The organism is Aliiglaciecola lipolytica E3, from assembly GCF_000314975.1.
In the GTDB taxonomy this organism is placed as follows: Bacteria; Pseudomonadota; Gammaproteobacteria; order Enterobacterales; family Alteromonadaceae; genus Aliiglaciecola; species Aliiglaciecola lipolytica.
Genome location: NZ_BAEN01000004.1, coordinates 65,138 through 84,161 on the forward strand (window position 1 = coordinate 65,138; position 19,024 = coordinate 84,161).

Here is a 19,024-nt window from a genome sequence, read left to right on the forward strand (position 1 = left end):
ACAACTGTATATCTAGTCAGTATTTTGAATGTTTCAATCTTTTTATCGGACTTGTGCGTAACCAAATATAAATTAATCACTTTTAGGAGAGAACATGAGTCTCACCATAGCAAGCAAATTCGAATGTCCGTACTGTATGACATACAACGACTTAGAAATTGATGAAGTGAATGATATTGGTCAACAGCAAATTGTGGATTGTCAGATTTGTTGTCAGCCAATTGAATTACAAATTATTGATAACGGTTTTGGTATTGAAGTGATTGCTAAGCGAGATGACGAGTAGTGGAGGCGGAGGGTAAACACAGTAATAGTTACAAAGTGTGTAAATTGTGAACAGTTATGTTGACAATAGTGCCAGTGCTTAACTAGTTTAAAAGTCGATTAAATTCTTGTCTGCAGGCTTTTTCTGGTATACTCCCGCGAAATTTTAAACCGATAACTTCTTGGTAAAACAAATGACTGTCATGCGACAGCCTGCTCAGCGAATGAAAGCTGAAAGAGGGCTATTTTCCTATCCTAAATATTGGGCCGAATGCTTCGGACCAGCACCGTTTTTACCTATGTCTCGCCAAGAAATGGAGCAATTAGGTTGGGATAGTTGTGACATTATCATCGTCACCGGGGATGCTTACGTAGATCATCCTAGTTTCGGTATGGCGGTTATCGGAAGGGTGCTTGAATCTCAAGGATTTCGTGTTGGTATCATCGCGCAACCTGATTGGACAAGTAAAAAAGATTTTATGCAGTTGGGCGAACCAAATCTGTTTTTTGGGGTAACTGCCGGCAACATGGATTCGATGATCAATCGATATACCGCTGATCGCAAGTTACGTCACGATGATGCATATACGCCAAATAACGAAGGTGGAAAGCGTCCAGACAGAGCTGTAACTGTTTATACCCAGCGCTGTAAAGAAGCCTATAAAAAACCCGTTATTATCGGTGGTATTGAAGCCAGTTTAAGACGAATTGCCCATTACGATTATTGGTCAGATAAAGTTAAACGTTCGGTTTTATTTGATTCTAAAGCTGACATGTTGATGTTCGGAAATGCGGAAAGACCGTTACTTGAAATCGCCCATCGATTTGCTGCTGGTGAGACGATTGCAGAGATGCAAGATGTGCGCGGAACAGCGGTTATTCGTAAAGAGCCATTACCTGAGTGGCAGGGCGTCGATTCAACACATGTTGATGTGATTGGCAAAATTGACCCTATTCCTAGCCCCTATGAATATATTGAGGATAAATGTGCAGTTGCTGAAGGCGAGCAACAACAAGTGCTAGAAGATGCGCAAAAAGCCAAGCCAGTTGTAGTGCAACCATTTACCTCTAAAACTCAGCGCAGAAAACCTTGGGAAAAGACCTATGTAATGCTTCCACCTTATGATGTGGTGCGGGCAGAAAAGACCCATTACGCGCATACCTCACGCATATTGCATCAAGAAACTAATCCCGGATGCGCCAGAGCGTTGGCTCAGCGTCACGGCGATCGTATTATTTGGATAAATCCGCCGGCATTTCCATTAGAAACTGAAGAAATGGATGCGGTTTTTGATTTACCTTACGCACGTATTCCTCATCCGAGTTATGGTAAAGCTAAAATTCCAGCATACGACATGATTAAAACCTCGGTAAATATCATGCGAGGTTGTTTTGGTGGCTGTACATTCTGTTCTATTACTGAACATGAAGGTCGGGTTATTCAAAGCCGTTCAGAAGAATCAATCATTCGTGAAATCGAACAAATTCGCGATAAAGTACCCGGTTTTACAGGTGTTATTTCAGATTTAGGTGGGCCAACGGCTAACATGTATAAGCTGCGCTGTAAGAGCGCAAAAGCTGAACAAACCTGTCGTCGATTGTCGTGTGTATGGCCGGATATCTGTGGGCACTTAGATACTGACCAAACTCCTACCGTTGAGCTATACAAAAAAGCGCGAAAAGTAGAAGGGGTCAAAAAAGTATTGATTGCTTCTGGCGTGCGATATGATTTGGCAATAGAAGATCCAAACTATGTACGTGAGCTTGTGACTCATCATGTTGGTGGCTATTTAAAAATTGCTCCTGAACATACCGAAAAAGCACCACTAGATAAAATGATGAAACCGGGAATGGGAACTTACGACCGGTTTAAAGAAATGTTCGATAAATACACCAAAGAAGCGGGTAAAATTCAGTACTTAATTCCGTACTTTATCTCTGCGCATCCGGGTACAGAAGACATGGATATGGTGAGTTTGGCGATGTGGTTAAAAGAGCACAATTTCAAACTTGATCAGGTACAAAATTTTTATCCATCCCCTATGGCTAATGCGACGACTATGTATCACACGGGTAAAAACCCGATACATAAAGTGAATCACAAAAGCGAACAGGTAACGGTACCAAAAGGCGAAATTCATCGTAGATTGCATCGTGCGTTTTTGCGATATCATGATCCTGCCAATTGGCCCGTGATCCGTAAAGCCTTAAAAGAAATGGGGAAAGCCCATTTAATTGGCAATGGTCCTAAACACCTAGTCCCTGCTGAAAGCAAAGAAGAATTAAGTGGTAAAGCACATAAAGAATATGCCAAGCGTTCGCGCAATAAAGCATTTGCTAAAGGCAAAGGTAAGCCTAAAGCCCAGCAAGGCTTAACACGTTTTAGCGACAATCAACCGCATAATAAGGCGGCAAATAAATCCAACAAGAAGCGTTAGCCCTTGTAGCACGGAATTCATCCCGTGGAAGGTTTTAAATTGTTGCGGGACTAAAGCCCCACCTACAGGTGTGTTGTAGCACGGAATTTATTCCGTGGAAGGTTTAAAATTGTTGCGGGACTAAAGTCCCACCTACAGTTGTGTTGTAGCACGGAATTCATCCCGTGGAAGGTTTAAAATTGTTGCGGGACTAAAGCCCCACCTACAGGTGTGTTGTAGCACGGAATTTATTCTGTGGAAGGTTTAAAATTGTTGCGGGAATAAAGTCCCACCTATAGTTGTGTTGTAGCACGGGATTCATCCCCTGGAAGGTTTGAAATTGTTGCGGGACTAAAGTCCCACCTACAGGTGTGTTGTAGCACGGGATTTATCCCGTGGAAAATCTCAAATTCTTGAGGGACTAATCACTTAGACTTTTTGATTATTATCTAAGGCCGTGAAAAAAATATCACTGTCTTGGCGAATGCGTCGCACTTTGTCATCTGACATTTTATTCAAGGTGGAATAGGGCATACCCAGCCTAGGATTTTTTTGCAATGCTTCTTTATTGCGCTCTAAAAAATCCCAATAGAGATAATTAAAAGGGCACGCTTGCGCCCCGTTTTTTTCTTTGACGTTATAATGACAATGTTGGCAATAGTTTGACATCTTGTTGATGTAGCTCCCGCTAGCAGCGTAGGGTTTGCTTGCTAATAACCCACCATCTGCATACAAAATCATGCCACTTACATTTGGCATTTCTACCCATTCGTATGCATCTGCATAAACAATCAAATACCATTCATTAACTTCATCAGGGTGAACACCTGATAGCAACAGAAAGTTGCCTAGCACCATTAAACGCTGGATGTGGTGCGCATAGGCATTGTCTCGGGTTTCAGTAATGCATTGCTGAAGACAGTTCATGTTTGTGTCTGCTGTCCAGAAAAATTCAGGCAATCTGCGTTTAGCATTGAGCGCGTTTTCAACTTTGTAGTCCGGCATTTTAAGCCAATAGATTCCACGGACATATTCTCGCCAACCTAGGATTTGACGAATAAAACCTTCTACAGAATTCAATGGGGCATTACCATTTCGATAGGCATTTTCTGCCTCTTCAATCACTTCTTTTGGTAGTAGTAAGCCACAATTTAAATAAAAACTTATGTGCGAATGAAACAGCCAAGGCTTTCCTTGTACCATAGCGTCTTGGTATTGACCAAAGTTTTCTAATCGCTGCGCAACAAACGACTTTAACACCTGCAATGCTTGCTCTCGCGTACATGCAAAATGGAAATGTTCTAAATTGCCAAAATGATCTGCAAATTGATGTGCAACTAAATCCAACACTTCTTGTGTAATGGCATCCGGTTCAAATTGCGTATGTACGGGAATGGATAACTCGTTATCCATAGCGCGTCGATTTGCGCTATCATAATTCCACTTTCCCCCGGTGGGTTCTTGCCCCTCCATTAAGGTGAAAGTAGAGCGACGAATTTGTCGATAAAAATACTCCATTCGAAGTTGTTTTTTACCCTGTGCCCAATCTGCAAAATCATCAATAGAGCTTAAAAATCGGTCATCGTCTAAAATATTAACTGGGATATTGAATTTTTGCCGCCAACTCTTGAAATCTTCAAGTACCCGAAATTCACCTGGAAAAGTGAGCTCAATTTTATCTACTCGACTAATTTCCACGGCACGTTTTACTTCCTTGAAAAGTGATCCCTGATTGTCTTTGTCGTCGTATTTAATATATCGAACGTTAAAGCCCTCATTTTCAAGCTTCGCGGCAAAGTGGCGCATGGCGGAGAACAGAAAAGCGATTTTCTTTTTGTGATGCTTAACATAACTGGCTTCTGACTTTACTTCTGCCATCAATATCAGATCATTTTTTTTGTCACAGTCCCTAAGACTTGCTAACGAAATACTGAGTTGATCTGCTAACACCAATCTAAGAGCGCTCGCCATTATTTTTTCCAACCACTATGCATTTTTAACGGCTTCGTATGCGTCTAACGCCTGCTGGCGAGATTCTTTTAAGTCGACTAACGGATGAGGATAGTCCTGCCCTAGACGAATGTTTGCTTCGATTAACACGTCCTCTGGTGCATCCCAAGGCTTATGGATGTATTTATTCGGTAAGTTCTGTAGTTCAGGGCAATATCGGCGAACATATTCGCCTTCGCTATCAAACTTTTCACCTTGCGTGACAGGATTAAATATTCTAAAAAATGGTGATGCATCGGCGCCGGAACCAGCAACCCACTGCCAACTTGCGCTATTGGCGGCTAAATCCGCATCTAATAAACAGTCCCAGAACCAGCTTTCGCCATGATGCCAGTGGGTTTTTAGATTCTTAACCAAGTATGAGCCAACAATCATTCGTACTCGATTGTGCATGTAACCGGTTTGCCACAACTCTCGCATACCTGCATCGACTATCGGCACGCCCGTTTGACCCCGTTGCCACGCTTCTAAATCATTGTTACGACCTCGCCAGTGGTACTGATTGAACTTAGGGTTGAAGTTTTCACTTGGTAAAGTAGGAAAGTGGTATAACAAATAGTAACTAAATTCCCGCCATCCAATTTCGCTTAAAAAGCAGTCCATATCAGCGTTAGCCATACTGCCATTAAATTTATGCAGGGTGGCATACCAAATTTGATGAGGTGAAATTTCACCAAAGTGCAAATGAGGAGATAAGTGAGATGTGCCGTTCAAGCTTGGTACATCACGAGCTTGTTTATAGTCGTTTATAGATTGGTTAAGAAATTCGCTCAACGCGATGCCTGCACCTTCTTCGCCAGGCTGCCAATGCGCTTGCATTTGTTCATACCATGGAATATCAGGCATTAAATTAAGACTATCTATTCCTTCATCCAAGGCGCTTTCATAAACATAACTTGCCTGAATAGGGGCGGATGTGACAGAACGAGGAGAGGGGGCTTGTAAACATCCTTTACGATAAAATGGCGTAAACACTTTATAGGGGGAACCGCTTTGATTCATGATTGTCCACGGTTCCCACAATAGGCTGCCATTAAAGCTTTCAACCTGAATATTGCGCTGCTTGAGTTGCTCTTTAAGTTCTTTGTCTCGATGTATTTGCCAAGGTTCGTAACACCGATTCCAGACAACATGAGTCGCGCCAGTTTGTTCGATGATATTGTTTAAAACGTCGATAGGGTTGCCACGCATGACGTGTAGCTTTTCTGACAATGACGCGTTTAGGCTTAACAGCGATTGGTGTAACCACCATTTACTGGCTGCACCGGGAGAAAAACTCTGTGCATTATGCTCATCAAGAATATAAACGGGTATCACATCCCCGTTTGCACAGGCCGCACACAAGGCAGGATTGTCGCGTAAACGCAGATCTTGACGAAACCACATAATACTTTTTGCTTTGCTCAATGCAGGGTGTCCTTTTGATTTATTCTAAAGTCAGTTTTTACTTATCTTTGCAAGATTTGGATCTATTTCAACACGCATAATAATTTGTAGAACAGTCCGCATTCAATTACCGTAATCTGTAATCAGATAAAGAATAGATGGGCTGGTAAATGAATCAATTTTCTAAAGAGTACTTGGTCGTGGCGCAAAATGCCTCCGGACGAAACATGAATGTGCCTCTGTATCGCTTTAAGGGCAACCAACCTGGACCTAAAGTCTATATGCAAAGTTCAATTCATGGCGCTGAAGTACAGGGGAATGTTGTGATTTATCACTTGATTCAATTGCTTAAAAATATTGATATTTGTGGTGAGATTACTCTTGTACCGAACTGTAATCCAGTTGGTACTAATATCAAAGCAGGCGAGTACACGTTAGGCCGATTTGATCCCATTAATGGCACCAATTGGAATAGAGGGTATTATTTTGATCACAATTTAGTGACCGAGTTTGTGGATACTGTCACTGACGACGAGTCATTAGCTTCCATCAAATCTCGATTTCGGCAGGCAATAAAACATAAAATTGATGAAAAACTGACAGATACTTGGGGTTTGGGCCTCGCTCAACAGCTTAATCTCAAATTACAACAGCTGGCATTTGATGCAGATATCGTGATCGATTTACATAACGGCCCAGTATCTACGCGTCATATCTATGTGCCCGAATATGCTAAAGCGTCTGCATCTTTGTTTAATATTCCCCACGTCATTTTGATTCCCAATAAATTTGCAGGAGCACTAGATGAAGCCACATTTTGTCACTGGTGGAGCCTACAAGATTTATTAACTGAAAAGCGAACATGTGAAGTGAATTTTGCAGTTGAGGCCTTTACATTAGAGATGGGTTCTCAAGAAGTTATTAGCTTTGATGAAGGCTTGTATGACGCGCAAAGTATTATGGCCTATTTGAATGCAAAGGGCAGTTTGCAGAAAGCAGACTATAAACCCAAAGACATGACTAGAGTGGCAGTAACACTTAACAACTATAAAATTTTATATACCCATCAAGGTGGCATTGTGGATTATTTAGCAAAACCGGGAGAGCTAATTAAACAAGGAGAACTCTTGGCGAAAGTACTCAATGTCGATGAGTTAGATAATTCGCGAGCGACTGAAACGATTTTTGCACCCTGTGACCTGATTCCGATTTTACATTTTCCTTCTGCATCGGTACTTAGTGGCACACAGTTGTATAAGTGCTTTACCCATTATTTCCAGCTCACCTAAGTTTCTTTTGCCTACTCTAAATTGCTGGATCTCAATAGATATTCTGGCATACTCAAACGTGGGCGAGCTAATGCTCTGTTTGTTAAGCCTTCAGTACAAGGAAGTATCATGTCGTTAAATCAAACTTCAGAAAATAGTTTATATGCAGCACCTAAATCAGATTTAGGCAATATAGAAAGCCATGAAGCATTAGATCAAAAACCATTTTATGTGGTTGCTAAAACAAAACTCATCATTTTGTCTGTGTTTACCCTAAACCTTTATTTGGTTTTTTGGTTTTTCCGCAATTGGCGGTTACAAAAAGTCAATGCTGATTATCCTTGTATCCCTATTTTGCGTGCTATTTTTAATATCTTTTTTATTCACGCATTATATGCGCAGGTACAGGATGCCCTCGAATCCAAGAAGATTGAACGCAATGTCTCAGGGGGGATGGCCAGTTTATATGTGATTACTGTGATTATAAATGCGCTTACCAACAGGTGGGAACCGTCAGTTGACCAGCTAACCATTTACATAATAGTTTTCGTCGCTATTTTAGTATTGCAATTGTTACCGATTTGGTATGTCCAAGACCGCATTAATCAGGTGTGTGATGATCCAGAAGGTCATCAAAACGCATCCTTTAGTATTTTCAATTGGTGCTTTATTTTGCTCGGAACGGCTTTTTGGGGACTGATGTTGTTCGGTATATTTGCACCTCTAATTCTCAATTAAAAAGAGCCAACTAATTGAAAATTGACAACCAAATTAACTTGGAAACAGCAGAAGGTATTGATATTCAGTTGACGCCAGCTGGTATCGGCGTTCGCACTCTCGCATTTGTTTACGACCTTTTAATCCGTGTTGTCATTGTCGCTGCAGCGGCGATTGCTTTGTCATTTGCTGGAAAAATGGGGATCGGATTAATACTTATTGTTGTTTTCTTAGTGGAATGGTTTTATCCCGTCGTGTTCGAAATTACCAAAGGACAAACTCCAGGTAAAAAATCTTTTGGTCTCACTGTCGTTTATGACAACGGGTTGCCAGTAAACTTGGCAGGCTCGCTAATCCGCAACCTATTTAGGGCGGCAGACTTTTTACCTGCGTTTTATCTGTTAGGTGGAGTTTGCATGTTATTGTCATCGCACAATAAACGTGTTGGAGACTATATCGGTGGCACAATGGTGGTTTATAAAGAAGCCCCAATTAGAATGAGCTATTTTAGTTTCGATAAGCAACAAAAAGTAGACATTAAGCTTGATGAAGAGACGCAAAAGTCGGTCATAGCGTTTGCGGAGCGCAGTAAAACCTTGAGTCCACAGCGTCAACAAGAGTTAGCCGATATCATGTCACCCATTACCCAAGTTACGGGGCCTGAAGCGATTAGCCACCTTAAATCAATCGCCGCAAATTTGGTGGGTAAAACATGAAACAACATGACTTTATTCAAATGCGCCAAAAAAGCTGGGATGTGTTCGCTGAGGCAGTCAAAGAACCACATAAATTGCATGAATATGATATCGATTTACCGCATGCATTTAGACAGTTAACGCATGATTTAGCAGTAGCGAAAAGTCGTTTATACAGCCCGGCTTTAATTTCTCGGTTAAACGATTTACTGCTACAAGGTCAACAATGTTTGTACAAGCCTGGTAACCGTATTTGGGCCCCATTTTGGCAATTTGTTAAATATGATTTTCCTGCGCATTTATTGCTTATTCGTCCGTATGTGATTTGGGCACACATTCTCTTTTACGGGTTTGCCTTAATTACATTCACGGCGACTATGATTGAACCTGATTTTGTGCGTAATGTGATGCCGAACGCGCAGGTTACTCAGTTAGAACAAATGTATGATCCTGCGTCGCGAATAGATGAAAATACCGGAAATTTTCGCAATGAACGAGATTCTGACAGCGACTTTCTTATGTTTGGTTTTTACATCAAAAATAACATATCAATCGCTTTTCAATGTTTCGTGGGTGGCTTTTTGTTGGGCTTTGGTACGCTCTATTATTTGCTGTTTAACGCCATCTTTTTTGGTGCGGTCAGCGCGCACATTGTGAATGTCGGCTTTTCTAGCACGTTTTTCTCTTTTGTTATCACGCATGGATCATTTGAATTAACTGCTATTGTGCTTTCAGCTGCTGCCGGTGGAGTGGTGGGGATGCATGTCATTCGTCCCGGCGCATTGTCTAGAGCGGCCGCGTTAAAAAGGGCTGGTAAAATAACCTTCCCTATTATTTTTGGTGCATTTTTAATGTTAGTCGTTGCTGCATTTATTGAAGCATTTTGGTCTAGCAGCACTACGTTACCCAATGCCGTCAAATACACGGTAGGTGCGATTTGTTGGGTGTGGATATTGATTTATATTTTTCCCCGCGGCAGTCGAGATACTAAGGTGTTACCGTGAATCTTGATAATCTAAGTATCGAAATACGCCCCAGAAGTAGTTGGAAAGCATTCGATCTTGGCTGTCGAATGGCACTGCGCTGGTGGAAGTCACTTATGGGATTTTGGCTGGCAGTTACGTTACCTATATTTGTCATCGCTTGTAGCATTGATATCGTATGGGGGGTAGTCGCATTTTGGTGGCTCAAGCCGCTCTACGAGCGGGGCTTACTACACATTTTGAGCCGAAGGGTGTTCGCTGAGAATGTCACGGCTAAAGATGCGATTAAAGCGTGGCCGGGATTATTAAAGAAACAGTGGTTTGCCAGTATCACTTGGCGCAGAATTTCGCCTACCAGAGGGTTTGATTTAGCCATTCAGCAGTTAGAAGGCCTAGAAGGGGCAGAGCGCAGCAAACGTTTATCCATATTACATCGCACTACCGACGATAACACTGCTTGGTGGACGATCGTTTGTATGGTCTGGGAACTGATCATTATTCTGGGATTAGTTGCACTGATTAGTTTTGTAATCCCTTCAGGGGTTGAGTTTGATTATTGGCAAGCAATTAACAGTGATAGTTGGGGAGTTGAGTTAACCTACAACCTATTTACTTTTTTAGCATATTTGTTGGTTGCACCGTTTTATATTGCTGGCAGTTTCGCGGCTTATTTAAATCGTCGAATTATGCTTGAAGGATGGGATATAGAAATTGGTTTTAAGCGCGCAGTAAGTAGAGTCTCTAAGCCGCTAACGGGGGCAGTCACAAGTTGTATTTTGATAATGTGTTGTTTCGCACTTGTTACTGAATCGTGGGCGGATGAGAACCTTCCCGAAACACCGCCAGCGCAAACGATAGAAACTGATAGCGCCATATTTGTTGATACAGACCCTGCCGGACAAAAAAATATTGAATTTGAAAGTGAAGCGCAGATTAAGGCGATACTGGATGTGCCGCCGTTTAATGGACAAAAAACCGAAACTGATTATCGTTGGGTTGGTTGGGGAGACGAAGAGAAAGAAAAGGAACAATCATCCGATAGTTTACCTGATTGGTTGTCGAGTGCGATTATATTTGTTGCCAATATTGCAGAAGGTTTAATGTGGTTGGTCTTTGGATCATTGTTATTGCTGTTATTGTATTTATCTAGAGACCACATTAAAGCCTTGTTTAATCGACCGGCATCACCTCAAGATGCTCAAGAGCTCGATCTGACCGTGTTTAGTCAAAGTTATGATGGCGATAGTTTGCCTGATGATGTGCCATCAGAACTAGACCGCTTACTGGAGGCAAAAGCATATCGTAAATTGATGTCTTTGATGTTGATTACTAGCCTCTTGGAAATCAGCAAAGAACAAGCATTGCCTTTAACTAAATCAATGACGGAAAGAGAGTGTCTGGAGGTCATCAAAAAATCCATTGAGGGCGATCGACGTGAGTTTATGCAACAGCTAATTGACACTTGGATCCATTTAGCGTGGGCACATACTTGGCCACAAAAGTCGACAATGCAGATGTTGTGTGAAAAGTGGAAAACACTGTTCAATCAAACGGTGCCTGTTACATGAATAATCATAATTTACGCCCCGTTGAGAGTCGACAAACTTGGACAGTGCGCATTTTATTCGCCCTAATTCTGTTGATTGCCGGTGTCTACTTGTATAAAGGGTTTGAGTCATTCGAAAAAGTAACCCATTTGGGTTTGAGTGAAGAAGCACGGAACCAACCCTACCTTGCAGCGAAAATGTTTTTGCAAGAAAAGGGAGCACAGGTCGCGTTACTAGAAGATTATCGTGTGTTGTATAACGACACAAATACATCTATTTATCCACAAAATGACGACTCGATAGTGTTAACTGAAGGCGAGATTGCATTGTCAGACTCGTTAGCCAGTAAAATTCTTGATTGGGTGCATTCTGGCGGTCATTTGGTCGTTGCGCTTAATGCTACTGAAGGTACAGAAGGTTTTCGGGCCAACGCTTTAGTGCAAAGATTAAACGTTGGGGTTAAGTGGCGTAATGATGAAACATTCATAGAACGCTATCCCACTGAAATCATAAATCCAGATGAACTCCCTATGATGGTAAATTTGGAAAGCAGTTACCATCTGGATTTGCCTGAAAATCCTGACATTTTTTACACAGCAGGAGATGATTACGGTGCTACATTTGCACAGATGGACATGGGCGAAGGACTGATTACCCTGCTCACTGATGCCTATATTTGGAATAACTACCAAATTGGGCAAGAGGATAATGTTGTATTACTTGAACAATTAGTGAGTGGCTCACCTAACGTTTATATTTTTTCTACGCGTGAATTACCGCACTGGTTTACATTACTTTATGATTTTGCTCCCTATTTTATTTGGTTTGGCGGCGTATTGTTGGTATTCGCAATGTGGCATTGGGCGTTGCGTTTTGGACCGATACAAAATGTAGATGAACATAAGTACACCCCTTTTTCATTGCACATCAAAGCGGCCGGTGAGTTTTACTGGCGTCTTAAACGTCAAACAGAGTTAACAGAAGAGATTCGTCACTCGATTATTGTGGCGCTGCACAAAAAACGACCGGCCACCAAAAGTGCCAATAAAGACAAGCTGCTCGAACAATTGTCACAAATAAGCGGATGGCCTATCGACACCATCAATTCGCTTATGTTTAGTCAGACCCTCGTTAATGAAACGCAATTTACTCAACGGATAGCGAGTCTACAGACTCTCAGGAAAATGTTATGAATGACGCTGAATTAGAAACCAATCAAACATCGCCGGAGCTGCCGAATAGCACGGTGACTGACGCGCAAGCGGAATCACTTATCGATAGTGATACATTGCATAAAGCAAGTACACAAATTAGCGCATTGAAAAACAATGTACAGCGTTTGTTAATTGGTCAGAATGACGTCGTCGAGCAGGTTATTATTGCATTTCTCGCCGGTGGACACGTGTTGCTAGAAGGGGTGCCAGGTTTAGGGAAAACATTACTTATCCGAGCTTTGGCGAAAAGCATCGACTTAGATTATAAACGGGTGCAATTTACGCCCGATTTGATGCCAGCCGATGTAACTGGCCACTCAATGTTAGATATGGCAAGCGGTCAATTTTCGTTGCGCAAAGGCCCAGCATTTACCCATCTGCTGTTGGCTGATGAGATAAACAGAGCGCCAGCTAAAACGCAGGCCGCTTTGTTAGAAGTGATGCAGGAATATCAAATCACAATCGATGGTAAAAGTATGCCGCTGGAAACGCCATTTATGGTTCTCGCCACGCAAAACCCTATCGACAATGAAGGTACTTATCCTTTACCAGAAGCTGAACTTGACCGCTTCATGTTAAAAGTGTTGGTCAGCTATCCAGAACATCAAGATGAAATAAAGCTAACAAAACTGAATACTGAAAATCAGACAGGCATTGTGAATGCGTCGATACAAAGTGTGTTGAGCAAACAAGATGTGCTTGAGCTTAAAGCGTTGGTTAGCAAAGTATTGATAGACGACAACGTGGTGGATTATGCGGTTGGATTGGTCAGAGCTACACGAGAATGGGATGGTATAGTGCATGGTGCCGGGATTCGAGCCAGTATTGCATTGGTGCAAGCGGCAAAAGTTAAAGCATTATGCGAGGGACAAAGCTTTGTCACACCGGACCATATCAAAGCCATGTTATTGCCTGTTTTGCGTCATCGCATAATACTGTCCGCTGAGCGCGAAATATCTGGATCTTCCGCTGAACAGGTGTTGTCTGAAATCATTCAACAGGTAGCTGCACCTAGACAATGAGAAGAATTAGGTTAGCCCCCTCCACTCGATTGCTAAGTTGGACAGCGGCACTTACCGTTATAGGCTTAGTGATACCGATTGGTATTTACGCCAATGGCTTGGGTCAGTTTGCTGGTATTCCACTGGGTTTAGCGTTGATTGTTGCACTTTTGGTTGGTTATGATTTGCTGATTAGTCGACATCCTCCTCAAGTGGCAGTAAAACGAGAAATCCCCGCCAACTTGTCTGTGCACGTTGCACAACCGGTAAGTATTGCATTGGCAAATCGTGGTCATTTTGCTTTGTCGTTACAGTGTAGTGAAATGGTGCCAGAGCATTGGTTATGTTCTGATAATTATCATGGCTGCAGTTTGCAACCAGGACAAATCGCCGAGTTCAGTTATACAGTTACTCCAACTAAGCGTGGTCCTTCACAAATTTCAGCAACAGAAATTAAAGTTGCGTCTAAATTAGGCTTTTGGCTATATGTTTACTGGATTGAACATGTCAGCGATCACAAAGTATTCCCCAATTTTACCGCAATAAGTGATTTGTCTGGGTTGAAGGGGAGTGTGAATTTGGCTCAAGCTGGATTGAAGAAGTTCAACATGCGTGGCAGTGGTATGGATTTCTTACAACTGCGAGATTATCGCGAAGGCGAAAGCATTAAACAAATCGATTGGCGAGCGACGAGTCGTTTCAACAAGCTAATTTCCAGAGAATACCAAGAAGAAAAAAACCAACACCTAATCGTTATGCTCGATTCTGGCAGACGTATGCGGGTCCAAGATGATCAACTGAGCTATTTTGATCATGCTTTAAATTCACTCATCATGTTGTCGTATACTGCTTTGAAAAATGGCGACAATGTCAGTTTACAAAGTTTTGGTAGTGAATCACGCTGGTTGAGTCATATTCGGGGTGCTCAAAATGTTAGTAAAGTGATGCAACACTTTTATGATCTGTACCCGCAAAAAATAGCAAGTGATTACCTTAGTGCCGCTCAAGAGTTATTAGTGAAACAGCCTAAACGTGCGCTGATTTTGCTTGTCAGTTGCTTACGTGATGAAGACTTTGACGATTTACTCAAAGCAGTACAATTACTTAAGGCAAAACATTTAGTTGCCGTGATCAGCATAGAAGAGCCAATCTATAAACAGATAGAATCTCAACCTGTTGAAACGTTTGAAGAAGCGATTACCTATGCCTCCGCCCATAAAATCAAAAAATCCATTGATAGAAATGTTCAGCGTTTAAAACAAAAAGGGGTGATATGTATCAATGCTCCTGCTTCGCATTTAACGCCGAATGTATTAAATACTTATTTGAGCGTGAAAAAAGCGGGATTGTTATAATTAACCCCAATTCCTTATTCAGGATTGAGGTAAATCGCTAAATCACTGACGAGTACTTTAGAGCTTGTTGATTTTTAATATGCGCATCAAAACTCATGCAAATATTTCGAATTAACAATCGCGCTTTCTCACTCACTTTGATTTTTGTTGAATTGATGTCAACTAGTTGGTCTTGAACAAACGGCAATAATGAATACAAACTGTGTTGGAAATAGGTGTCAAAGTCGATATCAAACAAGGCTTCTACTTGACCTTTGTCGACCTGCAAATTACACATTAATTGACTGATTACATAGCCGCGTATTTGGTCGTCGAGCGAGGTTTTCACCCCTTTGTGAACTGCGTTATTGCTGTTATTTAATGCTTGATAATAATCTGATAAATTTTTATGGTTTTGGCTGAAACAATTGCCAATATGACTAATTGCAGATAAGCCTAAGCCTAAAAGATCACAATCTGCATGAGTAGTATATCCTTGAAAATTTCTATGCAGCTTTTGCTGTTGTTGTGCAATGGCTAATTCGTCGTTAGGTTTTGCGAAATGATCCATTCCCACCATCAAATAACCTGCAGAGAGCAAGCGTTCTATCGCGAGTTGCATTAAAGCAAGTTTTTCAGTTGCGTTAGGTAGCCATTCATCACGTAATTTTCGTTGTGCTGGAAAACGCTCTGGTAAATGTGCGTAACTGAACAACGAAATTCGCTGCACATTCATGGCAATTGCTGCGTCAAGCGTGCGAGCAAAGCGATCAGGTGTTTGATGTGGTAGACCATAGATTAGATCTAAATTCACCGACCTGAACCCTAGTTTATGAGCACGTTCGACTAATTGCTTAATTAACTCGGTCGATTGAACGCGATTGATGGCGATTTGTACTTGTGGATCAATATCTTGTACACCAATACTGAGTCGATTAAAGCCGATATTGGCTAAATGTTCGATGTAATCTTGAGATACGTTTCTGGGATCGATTTCGATCCCTATTTCTGCATTTTCAGCTAGATTAAAATGGCTTTTTAACACTGCTAATAAATTCGATAGTTGTTGCTTGCTTAAAAAACTTGGAGTGCCTCCCCCTAAATGAATTTGCTGCACTAAGTGCTTCTTAAATAGGTTTTTTCGCTGTGCTATTTCTGCAATCAAAAAAGTTAGGTATTCCTCCGCTTTTTCTGTATGGCGAGTGACTATTTTATTGCATCCGCAGTAATAGCATAGGCTTTGACAGAAAGGGATATGCAGATACAGCGAAAGGTCTGTATTAGGGGAGGTTTTTACCGCTTTAATCAAATCATCATTAAAAAAGGATTCGTTAAATGATAATGCTGTCGGATAAGAGGTATAGCGGGGACCATTAATATTGTATTTTCTAAGCAACTTAGGATCGAAGAAGCGTGTTGAATTCATGTTACATTTGCCATTGATAAAACCTGTTTGCAGTTTAAACAAATGGGTAAATGAGTTATTGATCTCGCGCAATACTTTGCTGGGTTATTCGTGAAATGGCAAAAGTAAGGAAAAAACTAGCAGGCATAAAAAAATGGCAGGGGTGAAGTGCTGCCATTTTTATATTAAGATTTTGACGTTGAGTTAGCTTAATCGCGATAACCAAAAAACTTGTGTTCAATGATTTCGTCAGCCACTTTTTGCGGTACACAATCTTCCCATTCACCACGTCCAGATGGTAGCTGTTTTAGCAAGTCACGGGAGTAGATTGAAAACAAATTGTTGTCGCTACACTCAATACCTGCCAAGAAGCCATTTTCAAGTAAATGACGATACAAAAACCGTAGATGTTCAGGTACTTTTACTAACGTGAAGTCATTGAGTTGACCATTGTCATCTAACTCAGGATAAATAAACATTTTGGTATTGTCAGGGAACAATTTACCAAAGCCTTCCATAATGCCGCCTTCTACGCCTTTGTAGCTAGCTTCATCGAATATTTGTTTAATATTGACCATGCCGACCACGATACCTATTTGCAATTTGGTATATTGGCGGAAATAAGCGCGTAGTGAGAAATATCGAGTGTAATCCGATACCATGACGTTATAGCCTAACGAATTGAGTAGTTGTACTCGCGCGACTATATCTTTTTCAGGCATTTGCGCATCATTACCTTTCATATCATTCAATGATATTTCAGCAATCACGGCGGTATTTTCTTTACTTACATCTTTGAGCTCGTAAAACGATGTTTGGCCTTGTTCAATCATATCAACATTGAGTTTAGTGACTGGCCTAAACGAACCACGAATGGTCAATATATTCTTTTTGTAAAGTAATTCAGCAGGAATCGCTACGCTACCATCAGGTTTGAACATTACTGCGCGTGTTTTCCAACTACGGATTAAGTGTAAGTTCTTAGCGCGATTGTCTACATCGAGGAAATAAGGACCTCTAAAGTCGATAAAATCAATTTCAACTCGATTCGGTTTCATGCCATCGGTAAGAGAGTCAATGATTTTTTTAGGATCTTCGAAATAAAAGTAGGCTGCATAAATTAGATTTACACCGATAACACCTAGGGCTTGTTGTTGGGCTTCAGCATTGTCGTCAAACATACGAACATGCACTTTAATATCAGATGGCTCAGCCCCTGGATACATTTGAATACGAATGCCCAACCAAGCGTGGCATTCATTTTTGCGACCAAAACTTTTGGCAGCCACAGTGGCAGCATAGGCAAAATAACGTGAACTTTTTGAACGTAGTTCACCTACTCGATCAACCACCAGATCAAATTCTTGTTCCATCATGGCTTGAACACGCGCTTGACTCACATAACGCCCATCGGCTTGCACACCATATATTGCGTCTGAAAAGACCATATCGTATGCAGACATGGTTTTAGCAATGGTTCCAGCAGCCGCACCGGCTATAAAAAATTGTCTGGCTACTTCTTGTCCAGCACCAATTTCAACAATAGTGCCATATTTCTTTTCGTCGAGATTGATTCGTAACGCTTTTTGACTGGTTGACCTAGAGCTGACTTGTTTGTCCATGAATTTTCCTCAACTGATGTACCCAGGTTGTGAATTTTAGAATATCCGTAAAAGGAGTAACAGAGAAAATTTGTATTAAATGCGCCTACTTACGCAAATTGATTGTATGGAATTAATCAAAAAGTGTCTTGAAAATAGCAAATTTAAGAATCTGACATAAACTTATGTAGAATTATTTAAGGACGCCACCATTATGAAAACAGTTAAATTGCTACTAATAATGAGTTTGTCTTATGCCTTAATTGCATGCAGTCCACAACAGGCACAGTCGTCAAGTCAAACAACTGAAAAACAACTCGCTGCTAATTCAGAAGAAACACAGGATAACGCAGTGGATTTACCTTCTTGCTCTTACAGCTTAGGTTTTGATGTCTGGGAACCCTATCAATATGTCAATGTTGATGGAGACATTAAAGGACTAGATATCGAAATTGTCACCGAAGTGCTAAAAGAAATGGGCTGTAACGTCACTTTCGTCAGAGGTACTTGGGTATCCTTGTTGGAAGATTTACGCGAAGGCAATGTAGATTTGTTACTCGGCGCTTCAAAAACGCCTGCACGCGAAGACTTCGCGTATTTTAGTGATCCCTATCGCACAGAAGAATTCTCTTTGTATATTCGTAAAGACGATTCAACGCGGGCAGGTTATGCAGATATTGATGAGTTTATTTCAAATGGCAGTAAAATTGGCGTTGTAGGTGATTATTACTACGGCCCGGAGATTTCCATTTTACAAGATAGTAAAGCAACTTCTACGAATTTTGTCAGTGGTATTATGGGCGAACTCAATATTGCGCGATTGCTCGATATGGATATTGACGGTTATTTAGAAGACAGTTTCGTGGGTGCGTCAATGTTACGCAGAAAAGCATTAGACAATTACATTGTTGCCCATGGGTTTACCGTAACCACGGGAGATATTTACGTCATGTTTAGCCAAGCCAGCGTATCAGAAGAAGAGGTACAGCAATTCAATTTGTATTTAGATGCGCTTAAGGAAATGGATAGCTACAAAAAAACGTTGCAGAAATATAGTCAGTAATTCGCTTTAGGATGAATTGAAATGCACTTACCCACGCATCTTTTTTATCGATGAACTAAAGAGTTCTGTGCATTTTACGTTCGCTTTTGGTATAAGTGAATAATTGAAAAGGGCAGGTG

General features: G+C 41.2%; 15 protein-coding genes. 11 read left to right on the top strand and 4 right to left on the bottom strand.

Going from position 1 to position 19,024, the window contains the following annotated elements; translation table 11 throughout:
* Nucleotides 1-94: 94 nt before the first annotated feature.
* Nucleotides 95-286, top strand: coding sequence for a CPXCG motif-containing cysteine-rich protein (locus GLIP_RS00605; RefSeq protein ID WP_008842596.1), 192 nt, complete (start codon nucleotides 95-97; stop codon nucleotides 284-286).
* A gap of 172 nt (nucleotides 287-458) precedes the next feature.
* Complete coding sequence (locus GLIP_RS00610; protein ID WP_008842597.1) at nucleotides 459-2,702, top strand: YgiQ family radical SAM protein; 2,244 nt, start codon at nucleotides 459-461, stop codon at nucleotides 2,700-2,702.
* Nucleotides 2,703-3,110: 408 nt separating this feature from the next.
* Here the strand turns inward: GLIP_RS00610 and GLIP_RS00615 are convergent, their stop codons facing one another.
* The gene (locus tag GLIP_RS00615; RefSeq protein ID WP_008842598.1) at nucleotides 3,111-4,652 is read right to left on the bottom strand and encodes a cryptochrome/photolyase family protein; all 1,542 of its coding nucleotides are present in this window, start codon (nucleotides 4,650-4,652) and stop codon (nucleotides 3,111-3,113) included.
* Between the two features lie 15 nt (nucleotides 4,653-4,667).
* The gene (locus GLIP_RS00620) at nucleotides 4,668-6,098 is read right to left on the bottom strand and encodes a cryptochrome/photolyase family protein (protein WP_008842599.1); all 1,431 of its coding nucleotides are present in this window, start codon (nucleotides 6,096-6,098) and stop codon (nucleotides 4,668-4,670) included.
* Nucleotides 6,099-6,247: 149 nt separating this feature from the next.
* Here GLIP_RS00620 and GLIP_RS00625 point away from each other — a divergent pair, with 149 nt between their 5' ends.
* The 8 genes from GLIP_RS00625 (at nucleotide 6,248) to GLIP_RS00660 (ending at nucleotide 14,857) form a co-directional block, all read left to right on the top strand.
* On the top strand, nucleotides 6,248-7,366 hold the full coding sequence (locus GLIP_RS00625) for a M14 family metallopeptidase (protein ID WP_008842600.1): 1,119 nt from the start codon (nucleotides 6,248-6,250) through the stop codon (nucleotides 7,364-7,366).
* A 108-nt stretch (nucleotides 7,367-7,474) separates the two neighbouring features.
* Nucleotides 7,475-8,083 carry a hypothetical protein gene (locus GLIP_RS00630; RefSeq protein WP_008842601.1) on the top strand — a complete coding sequence of 203 codons (609 nt, stop codon included), beginning with the start codon at nucleotides 7,475-7,477 and terminating at the stop codon, nucleotides 8,081-8,083.
* A gap of 14 nt (nucleotides 8,084-8,097) precedes the next feature.
* Nucleotides 8,098-8,778, top strand: coding sequence for an RDD family protein (locus GLIP_RS00635; protein ID WP_008842602.1), 681 nt, complete (start codon nucleotides 8,098-8,100; stop codon nucleotides 8,776-8,778).
* Nucleotides 8,775-9,761, top strand: coding sequence for a stage II sporulation protein M (locus GLIP_RS00640; protein ID WP_008842603.1), 987 nt, complete (start codon nucleotides 8,775-8,777; stop codon nucleotides 9,759-9,761). The genes GLIP_RS00635 and GLIP_RS00640 overlap by 4 nt, the downstream gene beginning before the upstream one ends.
* Nucleotides 9,758-11,308 (top strand): hypothetical protein, encoded by a 1,551-nt coding sequence (locus GLIP_RS00645; protein ID WP_040521517.1) that lies wholly within the window; start codon nucleotides 9,758-9,760, stop codon nucleotides 11,306-11,308. The genes GLIP_RS00640 and GLIP_RS00645 overlap by 4 nt, the downstream gene beginning before the upstream one ends.
* Nucleotides 11,305-12,480 carry a DUF4350 domain-containing protein gene (locus GLIP_RS00650; RefSeq protein WP_008842605.1) on the top strand — a complete coding sequence of 392 codons (1,176 nt, stop codon included), beginning with the start codon at nucleotides 11,305-11,307 and terminating at the stop codon, nucleotides 12,478-12,480. Before GLIP_RS00645 ends, GLIP_RS00650 begins: the two co-directional genes overlap by 4 nt.
* Nucleotides 12,477-13,523, top strand: a complete 1,047-nt coding sequence (locus GLIP_RS00655) for an AAA family ATPase (protein WP_008842606.1) — start codon at nucleotides 12,477-12,479, stop codon at nucleotides 13,521-13,523. The genes GLIP_RS00650 and GLIP_RS00655 overlap by 4 nt, the downstream gene beginning before the upstream one ends.
* Nucleotides 13,520-14,857, top strand: a complete 1,338-nt coding sequence (locus tag GLIP_RS00660; RefSeq protein WP_040521520.1) for a DUF58 domain-containing protein — start codon at nucleotides 13,520-13,522, stop codon at nucleotides 14,855-14,857. The genes GLIP_RS00655 and GLIP_RS00660 overlap by 4 nt, the downstream gene beginning before the upstream one ends.
* A gap of 37 nt (nucleotides 14,858-14,894) precedes the next feature.
* On the opposite strand, the gene hemN is transcribed toward GLIP_RS00660, so the two are convergent.
* Nucleotides 14,895-16,262: an oxygen-independent coproporphyrinogen III oxidase gene (hemN, locus tag GLIP_RS00665; RefSeq protein WP_008842608.1), complete on the bottom strand. Its 1,368-nt coding sequence runs from the start codon at nucleotides 16,260-16,262 to the stop codon at nucleotides 14,895-14,897.
* Nucleotides 16,263-16,450: 188 nt separating this feature from the next.
* Nucleotides 16,451-17,863, bottom strand: coding sequence for a hypothetical protein (locus tag GLIP_RS00670; RefSeq protein WP_008842610.1), 1,413 nt, complete (start codon nucleotides 17,861-17,863; stop codon nucleotides 16,451-16,453).
* A 193-nt stretch (nucleotides 17,864-18,056) separates the two neighbouring features.
* On the opposite strand from GLIP_RS00670, the gene GLIP_RS00675 reads away from it, so the two are divergent.
* Entirely contained in the window at nucleotides 18,057-18,905 is an 849-nt protein-coding gene (locus tag GLIP_RS00675; protein ID WP_008842611.1) for a substrate-binding periplasmic protein, read from the top strand.
* Nucleotides 18,906-19,024 lie beyond the last annotated feature (119 nt).